The sequence below is a fragment of the Streptomyces sp. NPDC050997 genome (assembly GCF_040660135.1).
Lineage (GTDB): Bacteria > Actinomycetota > Actinomycetes > Streptomycetales > Streptomycetaceae > Streptomyces.
The window spans coordinates 589557-613938 of sequence record NZ_JBFAGK010000002.1 but is presented as its reverse complement, the minus strand read 5'-3'; the positions used below and the strand labels follow the sequence as shown (position 1 = coordinate 613938).

Below are 24382 nucleotides of genomic sequence, written 5' to 3'. Positions count from 1 at the left end.
GGCGCGTGAACCTGAGACTTGTCAGGGTGGCCTGGGACAAGAGGCCGTCAGAAAAGGGGAATGCCCAAAGGGCCCACTCCGCGAGTAAGCGATCAACTACTCTGTGTGGCTCAGCCCGGCTTCGGGTGGAAGGGGCGCATCATGACGTTGATGGCTGAGCGACCGACGATCAACAGCACCGAACCCCCCAGCTTCGAGGACCTGCTGAACGACCTCGACAGGCTGGACGTGCTGGACGGCTACAAGGCCGAGATCATCAAGAAAAGCATCGTCATGTCGCCGTGGCCGAAGGGGTACTACATCCGGGTGATGAATCTGGTGTGCCGGCAATTGCAGGCACACCTCCCTGAAGACCACTTCATCAGCCAGACTCCGAACCTTTTCGTCTTTCCTGGGGTTGAGCGAGCCTACGGGCCGGACATCCACGCAGCACACGAGCAGACACTGGAGACAGCAAGCAACCGCCTGGACGGCGAGGCCCTCTCCTTCGTCGCCGAGCTGACGTCCTCCGCCACCCGCGACAACGACCTGACCGACAAGGTCGAGATGTACGCCAGGGCCGGTGTCCCCGTCTACCTGATCCTCGACATGCAGGAGCAGAAGGCCACCGTGCTCTGGGAACCGGCAGCCCAGGGGTATCGAGCCCGCTGCAGCATGCCCTTCGGCGAGAAGATCGACATCCCCGCCCCGTTCAGCTGCCCCCTCGACACCACCGGTTTCCAAGCCCCACCCGGGACCTGACCCTCACGTCGACTCCCGCACCACCAACCGACAAGGCACCGTCCGCCCCCCCGGCGTCGCGTTCGCCTCGTCTATCGCCTCCAGCAACCGCAGCGCCGCGATCCGCCCGATCTCCGCGAGGCTCATGTCGATCGTGGTGAGCGGAGGCCGGCTCGCCAGGGCCATGGTGTCCCAGTTGTCGTAGCCGACGACGGCGATCTCGCCCGGGACCCCCACGCCCCGTTCCCGCAGCGCGTCCGCGACCCCGCGGGCTATCTGGTCGTTGCCGCAGAAGAACGCGTCGGTGTCGGGGGCGGTGCGCAGGACCGCGTCGGTGGCGCGGCGGCCCCAGGCCTCGCTCCACTCGCCGAAGTGGACGCGGCCGGTGGACAGGCCGAGGCCGGCCGCCTCCAGGTGACCCACGGCATGGTGGGCGCGGTCGCGGGCAGCTGCGTGGTGTTCGGGGCCGGTGACGTGGGCGACGCGGGTGCGGCCGGTGGACAGGAGGTGGTCGACGGCCAGTTGGGCGCCGCCCTTGTCGTCGGAGACGACCGAGGTGTCGGCGGGGTTCGTCGACGGGGACAGCGCGTAGACCACGGGGATCGACTCCAGGCCCGTGATGCCGGTCAGGGGCGGGCGCGCGTCCGTGCGGCGGCCGGTGACGATGATGCCGTCCACCCGGCGGTCCATGAGGTTGCGCAGGTGGTGCTGTTCGCGGATGGCGTCGCCGCGGGTGTCGCACAGCAGGACCGAGATCTTGCCGGCGCCGAGCGCGTCCTCGGCGCCGAGGAGGACCGGGGTGCTGAAGCGGCCTATGCCGTCGGTGGTCATCAGGCCGACGGTCCAGCTGCGGCCGGTGTGCAGGCTCTGGGCGTGCTGGTTGGGGCGGAAGCCGAGGGTGGCCACCGCGTCCAGTACCCGCTGCCGGGTTTCCGGGCGCATCCGGCCGGCGCCGCTCAGCGCCTTCGAGGCCGTGCCCACGCTGACGCCCGCGAGCGCGGCGACGTCGGAGAGCCTGGCCCGGCCGGTGAGGGGAGAGCCTGGAGCACCTGCGGCAGGGATCACGAGCAAACCTTTTTTCTGTACGACGGCAGCGTCGACGGCGGCAACGGTGCACACCATCGTGACAGGAGCCGCAGCCGAGTGCCACTCCTTGGGCAAGTTGAAAAAACTCCTGCCGCAGCTCTTGACCCGAATTCCTCGCTGCCCTCTACTTTCCGCTCAGGAAAACGGTTGCTCAACCACGCTCCTTCCTCACGCTCCCTCACTCGGAGGACCATGTCCCGCACCAGCTCCTCCCCACCCGCTCCCGCCGGTTCCGCCGGCTCCGCCGGCCCGGTCCGTCTCGGCCCGGACGCCCGTGCCGTGCTGCGTCCCGCCGTCGTCGGTCTCGACGCGGGCTTCTGGCTCACCCGGCGCGAAGTGAACGCGCGCACCTCCATCCCGCAGGGGCCCGAACTGCTGGAGTCCGCGGGCAACTTGCACAACCTGCGGCTTGCCGCGGGCATCGGCGAGGGTGAGTTCCAGGGCGCGTACCCCTTCGTCGACACGGACGTCTACAAGTGGTTGGAGGCCGCGGCCTGGCAGCTCGCGCAGGGGGACGACGGCGATCTGGAAGCCCACGTCGACCGGATCATCGGCCTCGTCGCCGGCGCCCAGCAGCCCGACGGTTATCTCAACACCTGGTTCCAGCTGGTCAAGGGCGGCGAGCGGTACCAGGACCTGCGCTGGGGTCACGAGTTGTACTGCGCGGGGCATCTCATCCAGGCCGCCGTCGCACACCACCGGGCCACCGGGCGGCCCGAACTCCTCGATGTGGCACGGAGGTTCGCCGACCAGGTCGACTCCGTCCTCGGTCTCCCCGGCAGCGGCAAGCCCATCGACGGCATCGACGGCCACCCGGAGGTCGAGACCGCCCTGGTCGAGCTGTACCGGGAGACCGGTGAGCGCCGCTACCTCGATCTCGCCGCCTACTTCGTCGACCGGCACGGCCACGGCCTGCTCGGCGGCGAGGCCTACTGCCAGGACCGCGTGCCGGTGCGCGAGGCGACCGACGTCGAGGGGCACGCCGTACGGCAGTTGTATCTGCTGGCGGCGGCCGCCGATCTCGCCACCGAGGCCGGCGATGCCGAACTCCGCACCGCCGTCGAGCGGTTGTGGCACGCCATGACCACCACCAAGACCCACATCACCGGCGGGCTCGGTGCCCATCACGACGAGGAGGACTTCGGGGACCCGTACGAGCTGCCCAACGAGCGTGCGTACTGCGAGACCTGTGCCGCCATCGCCTCGATCCAGTGGAGCTGGCGCATGGCCCTGCTCACCGGCGAGGCCCGCTACTCCGACCTGATCGAACGCACCTTGTACAACGGCTTTCTGGCCGGGGTGTCGCTGGACGGCGAGCGCTGGCTGTACGTCAACCCGCTCCAGGTCCGCGACGGGCACACCGACCCCGGTGGCGACCAGTCGGCCCGCCGCACCCGCTGGTTCCGCTGCGCCTGCTGCCCGCCCAACGTCATGCGGCTGCTGGCCTCCCTGGAGCACTACCTGGCCAGCGGCGACGACGGGGGTCTGCAGATCCACCAGTACGTCAGCGGGCGCTACACCGCCGAAGGCATCGCCGTCCGCTGCGAGACCGACTACCCCTGGCACGGCTCGATCGCTTTCACCGTCGAGGAGACCCCGGCCGACCGGCCCTGGACACTCTCCCTGCGCGTCCCGCAGTGGTGCCGCGAGGTGCGGGTGCGGTGCGGGGAGGAGTCGTACGACGGTCCCGTGGACGACGGCTGGCTGCGCCTCGAGCGGACCTGGGCGCCCGGCGACCGGGTCGTTCTGGAGCTCGCGCTGGAGCCGCGCCTGACCGCCGCCGACCCGCGCGTGGACGCCGTACGCGGCTGCGTGGCGATCGAGCGCGGGCCGCTCGTGTACTGCCTGGAGCAGGTCGACCACCCGGGTGGCGGCCTGGACGACATCGTCATCGACACCACGCGTCCGCTCGCCGTGAAGCACCGGCCCGACCTGCTCGGCGGCGTGATCACCGTCGTGGCCGCCGGCCGGCGGCGCGACATCCCGGACCCGGGCTGGTGGCCGTACGGGCCGGCCGACAGCTCTCCGCGACAAGGCGGCGAGCCCGTCGAGTTGACCGCCGTCCCCTACTACGCCTGGGCCAACCGCGAAGACGGCAGTATGCGCGTCTGGCTGCCCACCTCCTGACACCCTCGCCCTACGAACATCGAGGTCAGCCCAGTGATATCCACCCGCCGCACACTCCTCGCCGCGCTCACCGTCGTCGGCGCGCTCACCTCCGTCACCGCCTGCGGAGGCGGGTCCGACTCCTCGGGCTCGACCGACGCGTCCGCAGGGACGTACACGTTCTGGGACCCGTACCCGCAGTTCGACGCGTCCTCCCCGTGGGGCAAGCTCGTCGCCGGATGCGGGACGAAGGCCGGGGTGACCGTCAAGCGCACCGCGTACGACACCACCGACCTGGGCAACAAGGCGCTGCTGGCCGCCCAGCAGGGCAACGCGCCCGATGTGATGCTCGTCGACAACCCGGTCGTCTCGACGCTGGTGGAGGCGGGGATCCTCAACAGGACGAGCGACCTCGGCCTCGACACGAAGTCGATCCAGAAGAACATCATCGGCGCGGGCACGATCGACGACGCCGCGTACGGGGTGCCGATCGGCGCCAACACGCTCGCCCTCTACTACAACAAGAAGGTCCTGTCCGCCGCGGGCGTCGACCCTGCCTCGATCAAGGACTGGAACTCCCTCACGGCGGCGCTGAAGAAGGTCAAGGCGGCCGGGAAGAAGGGCATCACCTTCTCCGCGATCAACACGGAGGAGGGCAGCTTCCAGTTCCTGCCCTGGTTCTGGGGCGCGGGCGGTGACCTCACCGAGCTGGACTCCGCGAAGGGCGTGGCCGCGCTGTCGCTGTGGAAGGGCTGGGTGGACGAGGGGCTGGCCCCCAAGGACGTTCTGCAGAACACGCAGACCACCAGCTGGCAGGAGTTCGCCACCGGCGACTACGCGTTCGGCGAGAACGGCACCTGGCAGCTCGGCAACGCCGAGAAGGCCGGTTTCGACTACGGCATCATCAACGTGCCCGGGCAGAGCGGTGGTTCGGCGCCGGTGCCGACGGGCGGCGAGTTCGTCACCGTGCCCGTGCAGAAGGACACCGCGCGCTACGACGTCAGCAAGAAGATCGTCATGTGTCTGACCAGTGACGCCAACCTGCTGCCGACGGACACGACGCTGGCGTACGTGGCGCCGACGGCGGCGGTGCAGGCCGAGCAGGTGAAGCAGAACGCGAAGCTCAAGCCGTGGGTGGACGCGGTGGCCGCGGCCCGTGGCCGTACCAGCGGTGGTCTGGGCACGAAGTACCCGACCATCTCCCAGCCGATGTGGACCGCCGTCCAGGCGGCCCTCTCCGGCAGCAAGAGCCCCCAGGCCGCGATGGACACCGCGCAGGCGAGCGCGCGGAAGAACTGAGGCCGACACCATGACCATCGCCCGCGTCGACCGGCCGCGGCCGGCGTCGGCCGTGGCGAAGGCGTCCGGCTCCGCGCCCGCCCTGCCGCACCGCAGGCAGCGACGCCGGAGCCGACTGACCGCGCTCGCCTTCGTCGCCCCGCTGATCGCCTACCTCGCCGCCTTCTACCTCTATCCCCTCTACCGCAACCTCGACCTGAGCCTGCGCGACTACACCGTGCGGTCGTTCGTGGCGGGGGACGCGCCCTTCTCCGGCTGGGACAACTTCCAGAAGGTCCTCGACGACCCGACGTTCCGTCCGGCGCTGCGCCACACGATGGTCTTCACCTTCGTGTCGATCGCCTTCCAGTACGTCATCGGGCTCGCCCTCGCGGTCTTCTTCAACCGGCACTTCCGGCTCGCCCCCACCCTGCGGGCCCTGTTCCTCATCCCGTGGCTGCTGCCGCTGATCGTGTCGGCGTCGACGTGGTCGTGGATGTTCAACAGCGAGTCGGGGGTGCTGAACTACTTCCTGCACTTCTTCGGGGTGGATCCCGTCGGCTGGCTCACCTCGCCGGACTGGGCGCTGACCTCGGTGATCGTCGCCAACATCTGGATCGGCGTCCCGTTCAACCTGGTCATCCTCCACAGCGGGCTGCAGAACATCCCGCCGGAGCTGTACGAGGCGGCGGCCCTGGACGGGGCGAGCGCCTGGCAGGTGTTCCGCCGGATCACCTTCCCGCTGCTGCGGCCGGTGTCGGCGATCACGCTGCTGCTCGGGCTGGTCTACACCCTCAAGGTGTTCGACCTGATCTGGATCATGACCAAGGGCGGACCGGGTGACGCCTCCTCCACGCTGGCGACCTGGTCGTACCAGCTCGGGTTCGGCACGCTGCTGCCCAAGTTCGGTCCGGGCGCCGCGGTCGGCAACCTCCTCATCCTCATCGCCCTCGTCTTCGGCCTGCTGTACATCCGCGTCCAGAGGAGGCAGGAAGCGTGAAGTCGCGCCGCTACACCGTCATCGGTCTTCTCCTCACCGCGCTGATGCTGTTCCCGGTGTACTGGATGCTCAACGTGTCCCTCACCCCGCAGCAGGACATGCGCAAGAACCCGCCCGACCTGCTGCCGCTGCATCCGACCTTCGAGGGCTACCGGGCCGTCCTCGACGACCAGTTGCCCTACCTCGGCACCAGCCTGCTCATCGGCCTCGGCACTGTCGCGCTCACCCTGCTCCTCGCCGCCCCGGCCGGCTACTCCCTGGCGAAACTGCGCCCGCTCGGCGGCGGTGCCCTCGGCCTGGTGCTGCTGATCGCCCAGATGATCCCCGGGATCGTCATGGCGATGGGCTTCTACGGGATCTTCCTCGACCTGGGCCTGCTGAACTCCTGGTGGGGCCTGATCATCGCCGACTCCACGATCGCCGTGCCGTTCGGCGTGATGATCTTCACGGCGTTCATGTCGGGCATCCCCGGTGAGCTGATCGCCGCCTCCCGCATCGACGGCGCGGGCACCTTCCGCACCTTCTGGTCGGTCGTGCTGCCGGTGAGCCGCAACGCGCTCGTCACCGTCTCGCTCTTCAGCTTCCTGTGGGCCTGGTCCGACTTCGTCTTCGCCAACACCCTCGACGGCGGCGGCGACCTGAGGCCGATCACCCTCGGCATCTACAAGTACATCGGCAACAACAACCAGGAGTGGAACGCGATCATGGCCACCGCCGTCGTCGCCTCCGTCCCCGCGACTGTCCTGCTGGTCCTCGCACAGCGCTACGTGGCCGCGGGTGTGACCGCGGGCGCGGTGAAGGACTGAAGACCCTTCCCTGTTTCCCTCCCTTGTTTCCCTCCCTTGAGGAGAACTCCCTGTCATGAGCCGCACAAGAATGTCGACCGCCGTCCTGGGCGTCGCCGCCCTGGCCGCCACCGCCGCCCTCGCCACCTCAGCCCCGGCCGAGGCGGTGCCCACCTCCGCCACCACCCTGGTGGTCAACGCCAACCAGACCCTGCGCTCGGTCACCCACGTCGGCACGGGCAGCCTCTACGGCCTCGCCGACAACAGCAGGCCGGCCGACAGCGTGGTCAACGCACTCAAGCCGCACACGTTCGTGCAGATGGCCCCGGGCGGCTCCCAGCTGCCCAACGGTGAGCCCTCCCCCGCCGGTGACGCGCTCGTCGTCGCGCCGAAGGCAGCCCGGGCCGGCGCCAAGGTGGTCGTACGGATGCCGGACTGGTACCCGAACTTCCCGTACAAATGGGTGAGTTGGAGCGACTGGCTTTCGGCGGTCGACAAGCAGGTCGCCTCCGTGCAGTCCTCCGGCGCCACCAACATCTCCGCGTACGAGCTGTGGAACGAGCCCGACTGGACCTGGGACACCGCCAACGCCGGTGCCTTCAACGCGGGGTGGGCGCGCACGTTCAAGCAGGTTCGTACGAAGGACACCAAGACGCCGATCCAGGGCCCGAGCTACTCGGCCTGGAACCAGTCCTGGATGAGCTCGTTCCTCACCGACGCGAAGGCGAGCGGCACCGTCCCCGAGGTCATCGCCTGGCACGAGCTCCAGGGCAGCAAGGACATCGCCGCGCACGTCTCGGCGTACCGCGCGCTGGAGTCGAGCCTCGGCATCAGCCCGCGGCCCATCTCCATCGAGGAGTACGGCACGCCCGACGAGATGGGCAACTCCGGCGCCCTCATCGGCTACGCGGCGAAGTTCGAGCGGACCGGCGTGCGCGATGCCGAGCTGGCCTTCTGGAACCACTACGGCACCCTCGGCGACACCCTGACCGACACCGGCGGATCGCCCAACGGGTCCTACTGGACGTACAAGTGGTACGGCGACATGTCCGGGAACATGCTGGTCACCACGCCTCCCGCCCAGACCGGCATCGACGGTCTCGCCTCCCTCAACGGCGGCGGCAACCAGATCAGCGTCATCGCCGGCGGCTGCACCGGCTCCTGCGCGGTGACGGTCAACGGGCTGTCGTCCCTGTCGGCCTTCGGCGGCACGGTGCACGTGAAGCTGGAGTACAGCCCGCACACCGGCCGTACGACCGCCTCCCCCGGCCCGATCACCATCTCCGACGCCGACTACACCGTGTCGGGCGGCTCCATCACCGTGCCGGTGACGATGAACGCCTCCGACGGCTACCACCTGGTCGTCACCCCGAGCGGCACCAACACCTCGCTGGCCGGGCGCTACCAGGTCACCAACAAGAACAGCTCCCTCGCCCTGGGCACCCTCGGCGCGGGCACCGCTCAGGGCACCTCGGTCGTCCAGGCCACGTCCACCACCGGAACGGACCAGAACTGGACGCTGGCGGCGGCCGGTTCGGGCCTGTACAAGATCGTCAACCAGAAGAGCGGTCTGGTGCTCGGCATCAACACCATGAGCACCGCGGACGGCGGCACCGCCCTGATCTGGGGTGACAACGGCACCGCCGACCACCTCTGGCAGGTCATCCCGGCCCGCGACGGCTACTACAAGATCGCCAACTACAACAGCGGCCGCCTGCTCGGCGTCGACCAGATGAGCACGTCCTCCGGCGCCCAGGTCCTGCAGTGGGCCGACAACGGCACCGCGGATCACCTGTGGAGGCTGACCTCACGCTGACACCGGATCACCAGGTACGAGGACGCCCCCGGATGTCGGCCGGGGGCGTCCTCATGCGGTGTGGGGTAGGCAGCCGGCCCCTACCGGAAGTCCCCCACGCGACACCGCCCCCGCACGCCTCCCCACGCACCGGCTCTCACCAGCGGATTCAAGGTTTCCCCAAGGTTTCCCGAAGGCCGCCCCGGCACTGTGAAGGCTCCGCCCGGGAAATGCGCGAAGAAGTCCGGGCGGATTCGTCCGCGTCGGAAAACCGATACCCGACTTCACGGGAGAGACAATGATCCGCAAGTTCACCACGTCCGTCCTCGCGGCCACCGCTGTACTCGGTGCGGGCCTGTCGGCCGTCGTCACCACACCGGCGAGTGCCGCCCCCACCAGGGAAGATGCCGCTGCGGCCGACGTGTGTCTCTGGTTCCCTGACGGTCCGCGTGGCGCCTCCGTCATGGTCACCAAGGACAAGGCGGCGACTCACTCCGGGCCGGCCGCGGTGTGCGCCGTGGGCGACCACCTCGCCTTCGGTACTTACGTCAAGATCGAATGCAAGTACACCAATTCATCGGGCAATTTGTGGTATTACACCGACCACTCGTGGATCTACAGCCCGTATCTGACCACGCCCTCCGGTACCGTCCGGAGCTGTGGTCAGCCCAGCTGAGCGGATTCCACTGGCTGGAATGGCATGGTGCTGATCTCACCGGAGCCGACCTGAGCCGACCTGAGTGGCGTCTGTCCCGGGGTGGATCATCAGATCCAGGTGGGCACGTGCCCGTCGGCGTAGCGGGCGCCGAAGCCGCCGTGGGGCAGGATCTCGTCGATGGCCTTGAGGTCGGCCTGGGTGAGGGTGAGGTCGGCGGCGCCGGTGTTTTCCTCGATGCGCTTCGGGCTGCGGGTGCCGGGGATGGGCACGATGTGCTCGCCCCGGGTCAGGAGCCAGGCCAGGGCGAGTTGGGAGACGGTGGCACCCTTGGCCGCCGCGAGCTCGGCGAGCCGGTCGACGGCTTCGACGTTCTTCTCGAAGTTGCCCGGCTGCCAGCGCGGGTCGACGTTGCGTATGTCGGTGGCTTCGTACTGGTCGGCGGGCTTGGCGGTGCCGGTGATGAACCCGCGGCCGAGGGGGGAGTAGGCGACGAAGCCGATACCGAGGTCGTCCAGGGTGGGGAAGAGCTGCTCGACGTCCCGTTCGAACAGGGAGTACTCGGTCTGCAGGACGGAGACCGGCTGCACGGCGTGCGCCTTGCGGATCGTCTCGGGTCCGGCCTCGCTGAGGCCGAAGTACTTCACCTTGCCCGCGTCGATCAGCTCCTTGACGGTGCCCGCGACCTCCTCGATGGGCACCTCGGGGTCGACGCGGTGCTGGTAGAAGACGTCGATGTGATCCACGCCGAGGTAGCGCAGGCTGTTGTCGGCGACCTTGCGGATGTTGTCGGGCCGGCTGTTGAGAGCGCCGCCGATCTGCTCGGGAGGCACGGACATGTCGACACCGAACTTGGTGGCCAGGACCACGTCGTCGCGGAAGTCCCTGACCGCCGTGCCGACCAGGATCTCGTTGGATCCGGTGCCCCAGCCGTACATCTCGGCGGTGTCGAAGAAGGTGACGCCCAGGTCGTGCGCGCGGCGCAGGGCGGCGACGCCGGCCGCCTCGTCGGTGGGTCCGTAGGCCATCGTCAGGCCCATCGCGCCGTAGCCGATCGCCGAGACCTCAAGGCCCTGGCTTCCCAGTGTCCGGTTCTGCATGGTGCACTCCTGTGAAAGGTGATTTTTGGCGGACCGTTGTGTCAGTGCGTTGCGGCGGTCAGTCCGGCGCGGTGGATGCGGGTGTGCTCGGCGACGCGTCGGCCGAGGTGGCGGGCGGTGTTCAGGTCTGCGTCGTGGACCGCGGGGGTGTCGTTGAAGCTTTGTGCGGCGGCGCCGAGGTAGAAGCCGAGGCGGTTGTCGTCCTGGGGGCTGGAGGTGGTGGTGTTCCAGCCCGGCAGGAGGTTCAGGCTCACCCAGAGCATTCCGTGCTGGGCCGCCAGGAGCGAGAGGTACTGCAGGGTGTGCAGCTTGTCGCCGCTCATGGAGCCGGAGTTGGTGAATCCCGCCGCGAGCTTGTCGCTCCAGGCGCGGGTCATCCACCGCTTGCTGCTGGCCTCGGCGAAGGCATGGAACGCCCCCGACGCGGTGCCCATGTAGGTGGGGGTTCCGAAGATGATGGCGTCCGCGGCGTCCATCAGTTCCCAGTCGGCGTCGCTGAGGGAGGCGACGTCCACGGGGTGGACCTGCGCCCCGGCGATGGAGCGTGCGCCGTCCGCGACGGCCGTGGCGATCTGCGCGGTGTGGCCGTAGCCGGAATGCGACGCGATGACGATCGAGATGTCGGACACGGGTGTTCCTCTCCTGCCGCGATGGCGGCGTGTTCGGTGGTGGTGCCGGCGGACGACGGGCTGCCTGCTGCGGCGGCCGGCCGCACTGCTCCACGCTTCGGGGACCGGCGGCCCGGGCCAGGGTGTGGCGCATGTCCGGGTGTCCCGGACGGCGCCGGCCTATCAGCATGGATCGACGTTCCGCTAAAAACGGTAGCACCGGTAGGGCGGTGGTACGCAAATTGGGATATCGTTGTTCCATGAACGAGGGACGACGCGCCGCGCGGCGCCATGTACTGCAGGTGGCCGCCAAGCTCTTGGAGGAAGGCGGCAGCGAGGCGGTCTCCACGCGCGCCGTCGCCGCAGCCGCGGGCATCACGGCCCCCGCGCTGTACCGGATGTTCGACGACAAGGACGGACTCCTGGCCGAGCTGGCCGCCTACGGGTTCGAGATGTACCTGGCCGAGAAACGCGAGGCACTGGCGCTGACCCCCGACGACCCGGTGGCAGACCTCTACCGCGGCTGGGACCTGCACGTCGACTTCGGAGTGCAGCACCCCGCGTTCTACATGCTCATGTACGGCACTGTGCAGCCCGGGCGGCGGCCCCCGGCCGCGGACGAGGCGCACGCCCTGCTGGTGAGACTGCTGGCCCGGGCGGCCGACGCCGGACGCCTTCGGGTTCCGGTGGAGCAGGCGACCCGCGTCATCCACGCGGCGACAACGGGTGCCACGCTGGCGCTGATCGGCGAAGGGCCCTCGGAGCGGGACTTGACCACTTCGGCACGGCTGCGGGACACCGTCATCGCCTCGATCACCACGGACCCGCCCGCCTCATCCGGGTCGGACCTGGCCTCGCGCGCACTCGCCCTCGACGCCGCACTTCAAACCGCGCTCACCACCGGGCCCCCGGCTGCGGGCACCGGGATACCTCTGCGAGACACGGAGACGGCTCTGCTGCGCGAATGGCTGCAGCAGCTGGCAGGCTGAACCGGCCACGCGTTCCGCAGAGGGTGAGCGCAGTCAGTTACGCCGACCGCCCGGTGGGCGTTCAGTCGCAGGGGACGGCTGCGAAGTCCTCCAGCAACTGGCCGCCAGTCACCACGAGCCAGATCAGCCGTACGTATCTCACGGCCAGAGTTCAAAAATACTGACTCAGTGATGGCCCTGATCATGGCCGCACCCGCCGGTGGGCCACCTGCCTCTCCGTCCGCTACAGAACGTCACGGATCACCGGTCCGGACGGGTGGGGAGGCGGCCTTGCCGGCTCTTCGCTGTCCATGGTCGGCGAAGAGGCCCTCCCGATGACCAAGAAGCAGTTACAGAACGCGCTCGACCGCTGACACAACACCTCACCGACTGGGCGGCCCGGGCGAGGCGGGCGGGCCGCGAGCTGCCGGGCCTGAAAGCCAGCGGGTGACTGAACCGAGTTCGGAAGGCCGCCCGGCGGCGCGTGGCCTGCGCTACTGCCGCGCAGGGCCTGCGGGCCGTGGTCGCCAGATCAGTGCTGCCTGATGCGTCGTCAGATCGCGGTGAAACCGCCGTCAGCGGCGACCACGGCTCCCGTGACGAAACTGGAGCGGGGCGAGACGAGGAAGCACAGGACCTCGGCGATCTCCTCAGGCTGCGCCACACGTCCCAGTGGCTGCGCGGCGGCGAAGGACGCCAGGTAGGCGCGGCTGTCGGGGCGGATCGTGTCGAGGAAGTCCGTCTCGATGACGCCCGCGGCCACGAGGTTGGCGCGGATGCCCAGCGGGCCGCCCTCGACGGCGAGCACCTTGGTCAGTTGGGCCAGAGCGCCCTTCGACGCACTGTAGGCGACGCCTTCGGGCAGGGCGACGGTGGAGGCGTACGAGCCGGTGCTCACGATGGCGCCGCCGGCGCGGCTCTTCATGGCCCGGAATGCCTCGCGGGCGCAGAAGAAAGAGCCGCGGGCGTTGACCGCCATCACGGTGTCCCAGTCCTCGGCCGTGGTTTCGGTGACGGGCTTGTTCTGGGTGCGCCCGGCATTGTTCACGAGGATGTCCAGCCCGCCGAAGGCGTCCAGCGCCCTGGCCACCGCGCGGTGGGCGGTCTCCTCCTGGGTGATGTCACCGTTTGTCGTGATGACACCGGGAAACTCCTCCGCCAGGTTCGTGACGTCGGGGCGGAGGTCGAGGGCGACGACCCGGGCGCCGCGGGCGTGGAGGAGTGCCACGGTCTCCCGGCCCACTCCTCGCGCGGCTCCAGTGACGAGGGCGATTTTCCCAGCGAACTCGGCGGATTCGGATGGTGCGGCGGATGCGGTTGCAGGTGTCATGGTGCGGTCCCTGGAGAACGTGAGTGTGAGTGCAGGCGCCGGTGCAGGACACCTGAGGTGCTGTGCAGTGGTGCGGTGCGCCGACCGGGTGGGCCGCGCCGTTGACGCATTCACGGCAGGCCCACGTGGACGTCGTACGGCTGGCTTGTTCAGTGCGCGGTGAGCCCGCCGTCGACCACCAGCTCCGCGCCGGTGACGAACGAGGAGTCGTCGCAGGCCAGGAAAAGGATCGCGGGGGCGACTTCGTCGGCGCGGCCGGCTCGGCGCATGGGGGTGCGTTGGATGTCCGGCTGCTGGTCGCCTTGGTCGTCCAGGAGGTCCTGGATCATCGGCGTGGCGATCACGCCAGGATGCACCGAGTTGATCCGTACTCCCTGCCGGGCGTACTCGACCGCGGCGGTCTTGCTCAACAGGCGCACGGCCCCCTTGGACGCCTGGTAGGCCGCAGCCGCACCGCTTCCCACCAGGCCGAGTACTGACGACGTGTTGATCACCGACGCGTTGCCGCTCGCACGCAGGAGCGGCATCGCCGCCTTCATGCCGAGCCATGTGCCTTTCTGGTTCACGTCAATGACGCGGTCCCACGCCTCTTCCCGTGTGTCCTCGATACCTGGCCAGTCCAGGATGCCGGCGACGTTCACGAGCACGTCCAGCGTTCCGAACCGGTCGCGTACGACGGTGATCACTTCGTCCCACTCCCGCGCGGAGGAGACATCGAGGCGGGCAGCGACGACCTCCGCACCGCGTGCCTCGATCCGGTGGGACAGCTCCCGCAGGGGGCCTTCGGCGACATCGGTGATCACCAGTCGGGCGCCTTCGCCGGCGAAGAGCTCGGCGGTCGCTGTGCCGAGGCCGCCAGTCGCGCCTGTGATCAGCGCGACCTTGCCGTCAAGTCGTTGTCCTGTCATGGATGTGGTCCTTGATTCTCGTTGATGTCGACTGACTGTTGTGTCGGGACTTCCTGGTCCGCCGACGGCGGAGTCGCACCCCGGTACCAGGGCGGTCACGGGCCCGGCCTTCTCTACGACTGCTTCTGCTCCCGGAAGAGCACGAGGTGCTCGTGATGGAGCACTCCGTCCCGGATGTCGCCCGTGGCGGTAAAGCCGGTGTCGTCGACGTAGTCCAGGTGGTTGTCGGCCACCGTGTACCGGCCGGTGTACGCGCTGGCCCGCTCGCCGCGGGCTTCGTCGTACCGGCCGTCCGGCAGCAGCTCCTGCCGGATGTGACCATCCGCGGTCACCCACACCCCGACCACGTCGACCTGGTCGCCCACAACGGTCCCGGCCATGGCGGACTCCTCTCCTCGCACGATGTGGTCCTTCCCGCTCCACCGAGTCTGGGCAGGCCACCGGCCATCAACCAGGACGCGTGCTACCTGGGCATGGCACACCCAGGCAGCACACCGAGCCCTCACCTAGCCTGAGCACATGGACGACAACCACCTGGGAGACTTCCTGCGCGCACGCCGCGCCGACCTGCGGCCGGAGGCCGTCGGCATGGCGAGTTACGGGCCCCGCAGAGTCGCCGGACTGCGCCGCGAGGAGGTCGCCGTCCTGGCCGGAGTCAACACCGACTACTACACCCGCCTGGAACAAGGCCGCGAGCGCAACCCCTCACCCCAGGTGATCGACGCACTCAGCCGCGCACTGCACCTCGACACGGAGGCCCGCGTGCACTTGTACAGGCTGGCCGGGGCCACGCCGAACGACCGGCCCTCCGCCCATGCCACCGAGCAGGTGAGCCCAGCGCTGCGACAGCTGATGGACGGCTACCCGAACACTCCAGCGTTCCTCATGAACCGGACCCTGGACCTCCTCGCCGCCAACGCCCTGGCCGATGCGCTCTACGCCCCGTTCGATCCGGCGGACAACTTGGCCCGCATGACCTTCCTCGACCCCGCAGGCCGCAACTTCTACATGGACTGGGACCGGGCAGCACAGGCCACCGTCGCCAACCTCCGCGAGGCAACCGGATTCGACCCGGACAACCCACGGCTGCGCGAACTCGTCCGCACCCTCACCGAGGACAACGCGGACTTCAACCGTCTCTGGAACGCCCACACCGTGCGTGGCAAGACCCAGGACGCCAAACACTTCCTCCACCCGGACGTCGGCCCCCTCACCCTCACCTACCAGGCTTTCGACGTACGCGACGCCCCCGGCCAGCAGCTCGTCATCTACCACGCCGAACCAGGCAGCCCCAGTGCCCAGTCCCTCAATCTGCTCGGTTCCATCCACGCCACCCGCCGCCGGCCCGCCCCTCGGTCCCACCGCTGATCAGCCGACGGAACATGGAGATCGGTCGGCAATAGTGCCCGGTCGATTTCGCCTCCGCGTGTTTCATGGGTGGTCACTCGTGAAACACTCCGCCGCCCGGCGGTCCCTGCCGCAGAGCAAGGTGGCTGCCCGCCACGGAGGACGTGGCGGGCAGCGGTCGTTCGCTGGGAACGGGTTTCTATGAGGCCGAGAGTGTGGTGCGGGTGCCGCGGCGCCACACGTCACGCAGGTTGAGGGTGTCGCTGATCGTGGTGGTGGGGTCGCCGTCCACGAGCAGCAGGTCGGCCCGCAAGCCCTCGGCGATGCGGCCACGGTCCTCCAAGCCGAAGCGACGTGCCGGAGTGAGGGTCGCCGCGCGCAGGGCCTCGATCGGGGTGAGGCCGGCATGGACGAGGTACTGGAGCTCCTGGTGGACGCTGGCGCCGTGGACCACACCGCCCAGGAACGGCAGTGGCATGGGGGCCGCGTCGGTGCCCGCCATCAGGTCGACGCCGGCGTGGTGCAGGGCTTTGACCGAGGCCAGGACGTCCGCCAGCTTGCCTTGCGGGTAGCGGTCGTAGCTGCTGTTCAAAGTGTTCGTCCACGCCTCGTTCAGGCGTGAACCGACGCGGGGGTCCTCGGTGAGGGACGAGCCGGTGATGCCCATCATGGAGGCGTTCAGGACGATGCAGGGGACGACGAACGCGCCGGAGGCGGCGATGAGTTCGATGATCTCGTCGGTGTGCGGCTGGTCCATGAACAGGTGGGCGAAGCCGTCGATGCCGGCCTCGATCGCCATCCGTGTCGCGTCGACGGTCAGGGTGTGGGCGATGGTGAGCATCCCGTGCCGGTGCGCCTCGGCGACACCGGCGGTCAGGGTCGCCTGGTCGAGCATAGGCAGACCGGGGTGGCCCTCGACACTGCCGTCGTCGACCATGAACTTGATGTAGTCCGAGCCCGCCTCGACGAGCCGGGGGACGAAAGCGACCGCTTCTTCCGGCGTGGTGGAGAACGGCATCAGGGGCATCTCACGCGGACCATGCCGATCGTCCCGGTCGTCTGGTTCGCTGTGGCCTCCCGGGTTGAAGTCTTCGGGCATGAGTTCGCTGGGGTGGCCCCCCGGAGGAGTGATGCCGAACCCCGCGGAGCGGACATCGGCGAGGGAATCATTCTCCGTGATGTGCGCGCGGCTGGTCCTGGTATTCATGCCCTGCATCTCCAGTTCGGTGGTGATCCCGAACCGCAGCGCCAGTGCGAGTGCCTCTTCGGAGGTGTGAACATGGGCGTCGAACAGACCGGGCAGCAGTGTTCCGCCCCTGGCGTCGACGATGCCCGCCCCAGCGGGCGGTTCACCTCCGACCGCAGCGATCCGCGTGCCGTTCAGCACGACGGTGGTGTCCTCCAGCACGTGCTCACCGTCGAACACACGGCCGTTGATGATGGCTGTGATCATGACTCTCTCTTCTCCGGGCAGGCTCGTCGCTCCGCTGATGCCGAGTTCTCCCCACCGCGACAGCCACATTAATGCAACTGGCAAATCCATGCACCTTTGCACGTATCTGCAACATGCAGATGTATGCGATACACTGCGCGGGTGACCAACACGGACGCCTCCATGCCGCAGGGCCAGGCCCTCCTGGATGCCGTCGGCACGGCCTTCGCCCGGCTGAGGCGGCGCACCATGCAGGCCCCCGTCGACCCCCCTGTAGGACCCAAGGACCTCAAGCGCAACCTGGTCCTCAACATCGTCGACGAGGCAACCGGGGCGGACACGGAGATGACGGTCGGCGGGCTTGCCGACCACCTCCTGGTGGACCCGTCGGTGGCCAGCCGCATGGTGAGCGACTGCATCTCCCACGGCTACCTGGTCCGCGCGGCCTCGCAGCAGGACGGCCGCCGCACCGTGCTCCACCTCACCGAAGAAGGCACCGCCCTCCTCAACCAATTCCGCCACCAGCAGCGGCAGGCATTCGAATACATCACCCGTGACTGGCCCGAAGCCGAGCGACTCGAATTCGCACGCCTCCTCCTCAAGTACGCGGACTCCACCGCCCAGTTGCCCGCACCGGGCGGCGTCAACAGACCCCCGCTACCGCCCGTCACGTAAGGCCACCGTGCGACCGGGCCTGCTGTGCCCGCGTCAGCAGGCCGCTACCCCCATCGGCCCCGGCTCCGGTCGGCGGACTACGGCGCGTTCCGGGGCGCGGCTCGCGGCCGGGTCGACCTGGCCCGCATCGAGCGCCACTGGGAGGACATTCTGCGGATCACCGGCTCCATCCATACCGGGGCCGTGCGGGCCTACGACGTGATCCGGATGCTGTCCTGGGACGGCCGGCCGACCCCGCTGGGCGACGCGATCGCCCCCTACGGGCGGATCGCCAAGACTGGCTCCGCCCGTGAGTCGGATGGAACTTGGAACTCAGGGGTGCATGACGATCTTTCCCACATGCCCCCTGCGAGAGAGTTCATCCTGCGCCTGAGCGGCCTGGTCCAGTGAGAAGGTCGCGGCGATGACGGGCTGGATCTCTGCCCGACGAGCCAGCTCCATGAGGAGGTCGAAGTGCGTGGGCGTGTGCATCGCGGAACCGATGACCTGGGCGTTGTGCAGGTAGAGACGGCGCACATCAAAGGTCACGCCGTATCCACCGAGTGCGCCGGCGATGACCCACCGACCCCCTTCGCGCAGCAGCGGCAGCCCCTCACTCACCAGCTCGCCGGCCACGACGTCGAGTGCGACGTCGATGCCCTCCGGGGCAGCGGCGCGGATTGGCTCGGCGATGCCTCCTGCGCGGTCGATGACTTCATGCGCGCCCGCCTCGCGCACCGCGTCGATCTTGGGTCCACTACTGATGGCGATCACCCTTGCGCCGCGCGCGCGGGCGATCTGCACCAGCGCGAGGCCGACGCCGCCGGACGCTCCCGAGACCAGGGCGGTCTCTCCCTTCCTTAGCCGACCTCGCTCGACCATGCCCAGTGCCGTGCCGTAGGCGGTCGGCAACGTCGCGAGCTGGTCGTCCGTGAGCGGAGATTCCGTCACGTCGTGCACACGCTTCACCGGCGCTGTCACGTACTCGGCGTATCCGCCGTCGCGTTCGCTCCCCATCAGGCCCACCGGCCAGCCGGCCGCCGCATCGTGGCGGCCGCCGACGAGTTGTTCTGCAACCGCGGAATCGCAGCGGTCGGCGTGGATCTGATTGCTGAGCACTCAGGTGTAACCAAGCGAACCCTGTACAACCAGTTCGGTTCGAAAGACCAGCGACACTCCCGCCAAGGCCGTCACCGCACCCTTCGAGGCACTGCGGACCTGGAGCGAGACCAACACCGCGGATGCGCCTTCATCAACGCACTGGCCGAACTCCCGGACCCCTCACATCCTGCATACCGCATCGCCGCGAACCAGAAGCTCTGGCTGCTGAACCTGTTCAAGGAACTCGCCGCCACGGCGGGCTGCTCGCGCCCGGCCACCCTCGCCACCCAACTCCTCGTGCTGCACGAGGGCGCTGTCGCTACGCAGCCCCTCTCGCTCGACAGCCTTCCGGAGAGCACTGACCTGGCACGAGTCCTGGTTCAAGCCAGCACATCGCCCCGCCAGTAGAGCGTTTTCGACAAGGTGCTGTTGTTCGTCCCCGCGCACATCGTCCCGCTGCGGGGCGACGGCCAGTCGGCCGTGCCAGTCTCGGCCTTTGCGGCACAGCTGACGGTCGAGCTGTGCGGGGTGGAGCTGAACCGGGACCGGCTCGCGGAGGCGGTGGTGGCCCGCTGCCGCAGGAGCTTTGGCCGAAATCGCGACGTCCGGTTCTTATGCTCCACCGTCCATGCCAGATCTATCAGACGGTCAGGCCGGCGCTGATCAGCCAGATGTGTTCGCAGGTCGAGGATGCCTTTTGTAAATTCTCGCGGGACTCCTGCGAGGCGTGGTAGAAGGTCCGCTCGATCATCCAGCACAGGGCGCGTGCCATCGCCGACGCTTGTTCCGGTTCGGTGCCGGCCTGAATGCCGGCTCGTTCCAGGACAGCGGTGATGGCTGTGATGAACAAGTCGGCTGTACGGCTCCACAGCTCGCCGATCTCCGGCACGGTCAGGGACAGGTCGATCGCCGTGCGCATGACCAGGCCGTGCTCATTCCACAGCTCGACCGTGCGCTGCATGGCCGCCGCGATGGCCTGACGCGGCTCGTCCGTCTGCGCGGTGACCCGGGACCGTTCCCACAGATGCTCGACGGTCCGGGCCACGAGTGCCGTGACCACTTCTTGCTTGGAGCCGAAGTAGAAGTACAGGGCGCCGCGTGTGATGCCGGCGCCCTGGGCGATGTCGCCGACGGTCATGGCGTCGTAGCCCTTCCGCGTCAGCAGAGCTTCGCAGGTGTCCAGAATGGCCCGCTCCCGGACATCCCCCTTGCGCTCGGTGGTGCGACGGCTGCGCGCGGAATGTTGGCCGGGCATCAGAGCTGAGCACCCTCGGCGAAGTCGGTCGTACGCGAGAGTGTCTCCCACGCGCGGATGTCCTCGTCCACGGCCGTGCGCGCGGCGGTGACCAGCCGCAGCGCGTCCGAGCCCAGGACGAGGTGGGCCGGCGGCTGCTCGACCGTCGTGATGTGTACGACCGCTTCCCCCGCCTTGGCCGGATTGCCCAGCTGGTTCCCGCTGGCCTTCTGCCGCGCTTCGCGGATGGGGGTGAACAACTCGTCGTAGTCGTCGACGGTCCGCGCGGCACGTGCCATGGACCGTCCGGCCCAGTCGGTGCGGAAGGAGCCGGGCTCGATCGCCGTCACATGGATTCCGAACTGCGCGACCTCCTTGCCCAGCGCCTCCAGGATTCCCTCCAGGGCGAACTTGCTGCCGCAGTAGGCAGACATGCCGGGCACGGCCATGAGCCCGCCCATGGAGGTGACGGCCATCAGGTGTCCGCGGCGACGCCGGCGCATGTGGGGCAGTGCTGCCTGCAGGGTGGCCACTGCCCCGAGTACGTTGACCTCGAATTGCTGCCGCACCTCGGCCAGCGGCGTCTCCTCGAAGGTGCCCTCCAGGCCGTAGCCGGCGTTGGCGATGACGACATCCAAAGCTCCGACGCTCTGCTCTACCTCTGTGATCACATTCGAGACGGCGTCGCCGTCCGTCACGTCCAGGATGCGGCCGTGAGCGTGCCCGGGTTCGAGCTCTTCGAAGGCCCGCAGGTCCTTCTCCGAGCGGACCGTGCCGACGACGGTGTGCCCGGCGGCCAGGGCCGCTTGGGCGAAGGCACGTCCGAGGCCCGTGCTGACGCCGGTGATGAGCCACTTCTGTTCCTGCACTGTTCCTCCAAGCTGGGACTCGGAAGGAGCCTGGTTGCTCCCTCATCTCAAATTCTACACGACGTCGATTTTTATCATCGTCATGCAGATTCTGGTGACGCCTTACGGCTCCGCCAACCACCCCATAACGATCCCCCCAGGGTGAGAGCAGAGGTCGGAGGCGTGCACGAGGGCCCTCCCGCTTTCTCCGGGAGGGCCCACCCTCACCTCTTCAGCCGGGAGCACACGATGTGCAGGCGGCGCATCACGGCGAGCAGGATCAGACTTCGCCGCCGTCTCGGAGGCACCGCCATGTAGCGGGGTCGACGATGCGTCAGGCGCTGGACTTCCACCAGTCCGTCTTCTGCGGACGCACGGTCGCCGTCACCTACAAGGACGCCGGCGACCTTCGGAACGAGAACGAGGCGGACTGGGTGATGTGGGGCGAGGTGGTCGGGGACAACGGCTTCCACGTCATGGCCTACGACGTGCCCTCCCAGCTGCCCTGGGACCGGGGCGAGAACCCCTTCTTCGTCTCCGTGCGCGGCGACGACGCGGACGAGATCAGCGCCCTGTGGGAGAAGCTGTCGGACGGCTCGACGGTGGTCCGCCCCTTGGAGGCCGCACAGTGGTCGCCCTTGTACGGCATGCTCACCGACCGCTTCGGCGTCACCTGGGTCCTGGACGTCACCGCGCCCTACAACGGCTGACCCGGCCGGCTCGGCACCCCTCCCCCAGGGACCGGTCGGACGAGTTGGCGCCGAAGACACCGAGGTGGGCTGGTACGTGACGGACGGCGGGCCGATGTTCAAGACATCGGCCCGCCGTCCGGCGTTTTCTAGATGAACGAGTTGATCTCGATCGTCTCGTCCCGGCCCGGGCCCACGCCGATCGCGGAGATCGGGGCGCCGGACATCTCCTCCAGCGCCTTGACGTAGTTCTGGGCGTTCTTCGGCAGGTCGGAGAAGGACTTCGCCTTGGTGATGTCCTCGGACCAGCCCGGAAGGTTCTCGTAGACCGGCTTCGCGTGGTGGAAGTCGGTCTGCGAGTACGGGAGTTCCTCGACGCGCTTGCCGTCGATCTCGTACGCCACGCAGACAGGGATCTGCTCCCAGCCGGTCAGGACGTCCAGCTTGGTGAGGAAGAAGTCCGTCAGGCCGTTCACGCGGGTGGCATAGCGGGCGATCACCGCGTCGAACCAGCCGCAGCGGCGGTCACGGCCGGTGGTCACGCCCTTCTCGCCGCCGATACGGCGCAGCGCCTCGCCGTCCTCGTCGAACAGCTCCGTCGGGAAGGGGCCCGCGCCGACGCGGGTCGTGTACGCCTTCAGGATGCCGATGACCCGGCTGATCTTCGTCGGTCCGACGCCGGAGCCCGTGCAGGCACCGCCCGCGGTGGGGTTGCTGGAGGTGACGAAGGGGTACGTGCCGTGGTCGATGTCGAGGAGCGTGCCCTGGCCGCCCTCGAAGAGCACCACCTTGTCCTGCTCCAGCGCCTGATTGAGCACCAGAACCGTGTCGGCGACGTACGGCGCGAGCTTCTCGGCGTACGTCAGCAGCTCCTCGACCACCTGGTCCACGGCGATCGCGCGCCGGTTGTAGAGCTTGGTGAGGACCTGGTTCTTGACGTCGAGGGCCGCCTCCACCTTCTGGGTGAGGATGGACTCGTCGTACAGGTCCTGGACGCGGATGCCGACGCGGTTGATCTTGTCGGCGTAGGTCGGGCCGATGCCCCGACCGGTGGTGCCGATCTTCCGCTTCCCGAGGAAGCGTTCCGTCACCTTGTCCACCGTCACGTGGTACGGCGTGATGATGTGCGCGTTTCCGCTGATGAGGAGCTTCGACGTGTCGACGCCGCGCGCGTTCAGTCCGTTCAGCTCGGAGAACAGGACCGACGGGTCGACAACGACTCCGTTACCGATGACCGGGGTGCACCCCGGCGAGAGGATTCCGGAAGGGAGGAGGTGGAGGGCGTACTTCTGATCGCCCACGACTACCGTATGGCCGGCGTTGTTGCCGCCCTGGTAGCGCACCACATAGTCCACCGAGCCACCGAGCAGGTCGGTCGCCTTTCCCTTGCCTTCGTCACCCCACTGAGCACCGAGCAGCACAAGTGCGGGCACGCGCGTACACCCCTTCCGGGCGGGGCATGTCCAAGGTCAGGGGGTACGCGGCATGGTTGCCTCGTACACCGGCGACCTTCGTTGGCCGCAACCCGTCGGACCGGATGCCCCGGAATAGACGAAGCCCCTGGCGCAATAGCGCAAGGGGCTCTTGCACAAAGATGCTACCCGAGGAAGCGAGGCAGGACCGAGGTGGCGACTTTCGCGACGTCCGACCAGCTGCTGGTGGTCATCGATCCGGTCGCCCGGAGGATGGACGGAGAGTCCGTACGGATCGCGAAAGACGTGCTCAGCGGGGGTGCGGCGAGCATGAAGGTGTGTCTGCCGGACGGGCCGGAGGAATTCGCCCGGGCGCTGACGCGGCGCGGATCGCGGCGGCCGGTGGTCATAGGGGACGACCGCGCGCTGGTCCGGACGGTGTCCCTGCTGCACCGGCGGCGGGAGCTGGCGGAGTGCGCGCTGTCCGTGGTGCCGGTGGGCGGAGTGCTGTCGCTGGCCCGCTCCCTGGGCCTGCCCACCGGGGCGGTGGCGGCGTCGCGGGCCGTGCTGGAGGGAACCGAGCGGCGGCTGGACCTGCTGGTGGACGACAGCGACGGGGTGGTGCTCGGCGCGCTGCGGATACCGCCGGTTCTCGCGCGCGAGGCCGCGGGGGTGAACGCGGGGCTGGACGCGGGGCTGGACGCGATGGACGGGGAGGCGCCCGCACATCCCTGGCTGCGGACCTGCCAGTCGCTCGTACGCACCCTGGTGCCGGCCCGGCCGCTACGCCCCGCCCAGTTCGACCCCGGCCCCGGCCCCTCGCGACTGCGCGTCGAGGTGGACGGCGAGACCCTCGTCGACCTGGACCAGCCGGTGGAGGCGGTCACCGTGACCCCGGGCGGCTCCGGAGCGGCGGCGGTGGAGGTCCGGCCGGTGTCGGTGGGCGCGGAGGCGTCCCCCCTGCTGGCCAGGGGCCGCCGGGTGACCGTCTCGGGGGCGGATTTCCGGTACCGCGCGGACGCGACGGTCGCGGGGCCGGTACGGAAGCGGACGTGGACGGTGTGGGAGGGGGCGCTGGGGCTCACGTTGCCGGACGGGTGAGGGGCAGGCAGCCAGGTGCCCGCGGTGCGCCCCCGGCCGGCGTGCACGCCCGCGTTCGCGTCGAGACGGTGGCCGGAGCCGTCCGGCCGCGAGGGGCGCGCGGACGTCCAGAGGCCGATGCGGCGATCAGGATGCCTGGCAGGCCGCCCTCCGCCGATCCACCCGGGCTCCGGCCCGCCGGAAGCCGGTGCGCCGATCAGGATGCCTCGTAGGCCGCCCTCCGCC

General features: G+C 68.9%; 22 protein-coding genes and 3 pseudogenes. 14 read left to right on the top strand and 11 right to left on the bottom strand.

The annotated features are described in order from the left end of the window. Nucleotides 1–141 precede the first annotated feature (141 nt). Nucleotides 142–741, top strand: a complete 600-nt coding sequence (locus tag AB0H86_RS05975; protein ID WP_362433711.1) for a Uma2 family endonuclease — start codon at nucleotides 142–144, stop codon at nucleotides 739–741. A gap of 3 nt (nucleotides 742–744) precedes the next feature. On the opposite strand, the gene AB0H86_RS05970 is transcribed toward AB0H86_RS05975, so the two are convergent. Further along, nucleotides 745–1785 (bottom strand): LacI family DNA-binding transcriptional regulator, encoded by a 1041-nt coding sequence (locus AB0H86_RS05970; protein ID WP_362433430.1) that lies wholly within the window; start codon nucleotides 1783–1785, stop codon nucleotides 745–747. A gap of 213 nt (nucleotides 1786–1998) precedes the next feature. Here AB0H86_RS05970 and AB0H86_RS05965 point away from each other — a divergent pair, with 213 nt between their 5' ends. The 6 genes from AB0H86_RS05965 to AB0H86_RS05940 all read left to right on the top strand — a co-directional run bounded on the left by AB0H86_RS05965 (nucleotide 1999) and on the right by AB0H86_RS05940 (nucleotide 9446). Beyond that, on the top strand, nucleotides 1999–3933 hold the full coding sequence (locus tag AB0H86_RS05965) for a beta-L-arabinofuranosidase domain-containing protein (protein WP_362433427.1): 1935 nt from the start codon (nucleotides 1999–2001) through the stop codon (nucleotides 3931–3933). A 33-nt stretch (nucleotides 3934–3966) separates the two neighbouring features. Then, the gene (locus tag AB0H86_RS05960; RefSeq protein WP_362433424.1) at nucleotides 3967–5211 is read left to right on the top strand and encodes an extracellular solute-binding protein; all 1245 of its coding nucleotides are present in this window, start codon (nucleotides 3967–3969) and stop codon (nucleotides 5209–5211) included. A 10-nt stretch (nucleotides 5212–5221) separates the two neighbouring features. Next, entirely contained in the window at nucleotides 5222–6190 is a 969-nt protein-coding gene (locus AB0H86_RS05955; protein ID WP_362433423.1) for a sugar ABC transporter permease, read from the top strand. Nucleotides 6191–6234: 44 nt separating this feature from the next. Continuing rightward, a complete protein-coding gene (locus AB0H86_RS05950) occupies nucleotides 6235–6996 on the top strand; it encodes a carbohydrate ABC transporter permease (protein WP_362433709.1) in 762 nt (253 codons plus the stop codon). Nucleotides 6997–7051: 55 nt separating this feature from the next. After that, nucleotides 7052–8791, top strand: a complete 1740-nt coding sequence (locus AB0H86_RS05945) for an RICIN domain-containing protein (protein ID WP_362433422.1) — start codon at nucleotides 7052–7054, stop codon at nucleotides 8789–8791. A 277-nt stretch (nucleotides 8792–9068) separates the two neighbouring features. Continuing rightward, nucleotides 9069–9446 (top strand): hypothetical protein, encoded by a 378-nt coding sequence (locus AB0H86_RS05940; protein ID WP_362433420.1) that lies wholly within the window; start codon nucleotides 9069–9071, stop codon nucleotides 9444–9446. A gap of 89 nt (nucleotides 9447–9535) precedes the next feature. Here AB0H86_RS05940 and AB0H86_RS05935 read toward each other — a convergent pair whose 3' ends face one another. Both AB0H86_RS05935 and AB0H86_RS05930 read right to left on the bottom strand, forming a co-directional pair. Continuing rightward, nucleotides 9536–10525 (bottom strand): aldo/keto reductase, encoded by a 990-nt coding sequence (locus AB0H86_RS05935; RefSeq protein WP_362433419.1) that lies wholly within the window; start codon nucleotides 10523–10525, stop codon nucleotides 9536–9538. A gap of 41 nt (nucleotides 10526–10566) precedes the next feature. Then, on the bottom strand, nucleotides 10567–11154 hold the full coding sequence (locus AB0H86_RS05930) for a flavodoxin family protein (RefSeq protein ID WP_362433418.1): 588 nt from the start codon (nucleotides 11152–11154) through the stop codon (nucleotides 10567–10569). A 239-nt stretch (nucleotides 11155–11393) separates the two neighbouring features. Here AB0H86_RS05930 and AB0H86_RS05925 point away from each other — a divergent pair, with 239 nt between their 5' ends. Then, on the top strand, nucleotides 11394–12122 hold the full coding sequence (locus AB0H86_RS05925) for a TetR/AcrR family transcriptional regulator (protein WP_362433417.1): 729 nt from the start codon (nucleotides 11394–11396) through the stop codon (nucleotides 12120–12122). A gap of 532 nt (nucleotides 12123–12654) precedes the next feature. Here AB0H86_RS05925 and AB0H86_RS05920 read toward each other — a convergent pair. The 3 genes from AB0H86_RS05920 to AB0H86_RS05910 form a co-directional block, all read right to left on the bottom strand. After that, entirely contained in the window at nucleotides 12655–13431 is a 777-nt protein-coding gene (locus AB0H86_RS05920) for an SDR family oxidoreductase (protein ID WP_362433416.1), read from the bottom strand. A gap of 149 nt (nucleotides 13432–13580) precedes the next feature. Next, complete coding sequence (locus tag AB0H86_RS05915) at nucleotides 13581–14339, bottom strand: glucose 1-dehydrogenase (RefSeq protein ID WP_362433415.1); 759 nt, start codon at nucleotides 14337–14339, stop codon at nucleotides 13581–13583. A gap of 113 nt (nucleotides 14340–14452) precedes the next feature. Beyond that, nucleotides 14453–14719, bottom strand: a complete 267-nt coding sequence (locus AB0H86_RS05910; RefSeq protein WP_362433414.1) for an Atu4866 domain-containing protein — start codon at nucleotides 14717–14719, stop codon at nucleotides 14453–14455. 139 nt (nucleotides 14720–14858) lie between these two features. On the opposite strand from AB0H86_RS05910, the gene AB0H86_RS05905 reads away from it, so the two are divergent. Beyond that, nucleotides 14859–15707 (top strand): helix-turn-helix transcriptional regulator, encoded by an 849-nt coding sequence (locus AB0H86_RS05905; RefSeq protein WP_362433411.1) that lies wholly within the window; start codon nucleotides 14859–14861, stop codon nucleotides 15705–15707. A gap of 178 nt (nucleotides 15708–15885) precedes the next feature. Here the strand turns inward: AB0H86_RS05905 and AB0H86_RS05900 are convergent, their stop codons facing one another. Beyond that, entirely contained in the window at nucleotides 15886–17139 is a 1254-nt protein-coding gene (locus tag AB0H86_RS05900; protein ID WP_362433409.1) for an amidohydrolase family protein, read from the bottom strand. 141 nt (nucleotides 17140–17280) lie between these two features. Between AB0H86_RS05900 and AB0H86_RS05895 the strand changes: the two genes are divergently transcribed. Then, entirely contained in the window at nucleotides 17281–17793 is a 513-nt protein-coding gene (locus AB0H86_RS05895) for a MarR family winged helix-turn-helix transcriptional regulator (protein WP_362433406.1), read from the top strand. A gap of 72 nt (nucleotides 17794–17865) precedes the next feature. After that, nucleotides 17866–18072, top strand: a pseudogene (locus AB0H86_RS05890) (Tn3 family transposase); the annotation flags it as partial. 33 nt (nucleotides 18073–18105) lie between these two features. Here the strand turns inward: AB0H86_RS05890 and AB0H86_RS05885 are convergent. Beyond that, nucleotides 18106–18801 (bottom strand): annotated as a pseudogene (locus AB0H86_RS05885) (zinc-binding dehydrogenase); the annotation flags it as partial. Between the two features lie 15 nt (nucleotides 18802–18816). On the opposite strand from AB0H86_RS05885, the pseudogene AB0H86_RS05880 reads away from it, so the two are divergent. After that, nucleotides 18817–19281: pseudogene (locus tag AB0H86_RS05880) on the top strand (TetR family transcriptional regulator). Nucleotides 19282–19513: 232 nt separating this feature from the next. On the opposite strand, the gene AB0H86_RS05875 reads toward AB0H86_RS05880, so the two are convergent. Next, complete coding sequence (locus tag AB0H86_RS05875; protein ID WP_362433404.1) at nucleotides 19514–20128, bottom strand: TetR/AcrR family transcriptional regulator; 615 nt, start codon at nucleotides 20126–20128, stop codon at nucleotides 19514–19516. After that, nucleotides 20128–20976 (bottom strand): oxidoreductase, encoded by an 849-nt coding sequence (locus AB0H86_RS05870; protein ID WP_362433402.1) that lies wholly within the window; start codon nucleotides 20974–20976, stop codon nucleotides 20128–20130. Before AB0H86_RS05870 ends, AB0H86_RS05875 begins: the two co-directional genes overlap by 1 nt. A gap of 308 nt (nucleotides 20977–21284) precedes the next feature. On the opposite strand from AB0H86_RS05870, the gene AB0H86_RS05865 reads away from it, so the two are divergent. Continuing rightward, nucleotides 21285–21665, top strand: coding sequence for a VOC family protein (locus tag AB0H86_RS05865; RefSeq protein WP_362433400.1), 381 nt, complete (start codon nucleotides 21285–21287; stop codon nucleotides 21663–21665). 128 nt (nucleotides 21666–21793) lie between these two features. Here AB0H86_RS05865 and AB0H86_RS05860 read toward each other — a convergent pair whose 3' ends face one another. Continuing rightward, nucleotides 21794–23077: an adenylosuccinate synthase gene (locus AB0H86_RS05860; protein WP_362433398.1), complete on the bottom strand. Its 1284-nt coding sequence runs from the start codon at nucleotides 23075–23077 to the stop codon at nucleotides 21794–21796. 192 nt (nucleotides 23078–23269) lie between these two features. Between AB0H86_RS05860 and AB0H86_RS05855 the strand changes: the two genes are divergently transcribed. Beyond that, nucleotides 23270–24157, top strand: a complete 888-nt coding sequence (locus AB0H86_RS05855; protein ID WP_362433396.1) for a diacylglycerol kinase — start codon at nucleotides 23270–23272, stop codon at nucleotides 24155–24157. Nucleotides 24158–24382 lie beyond the last annotated feature (225 nt).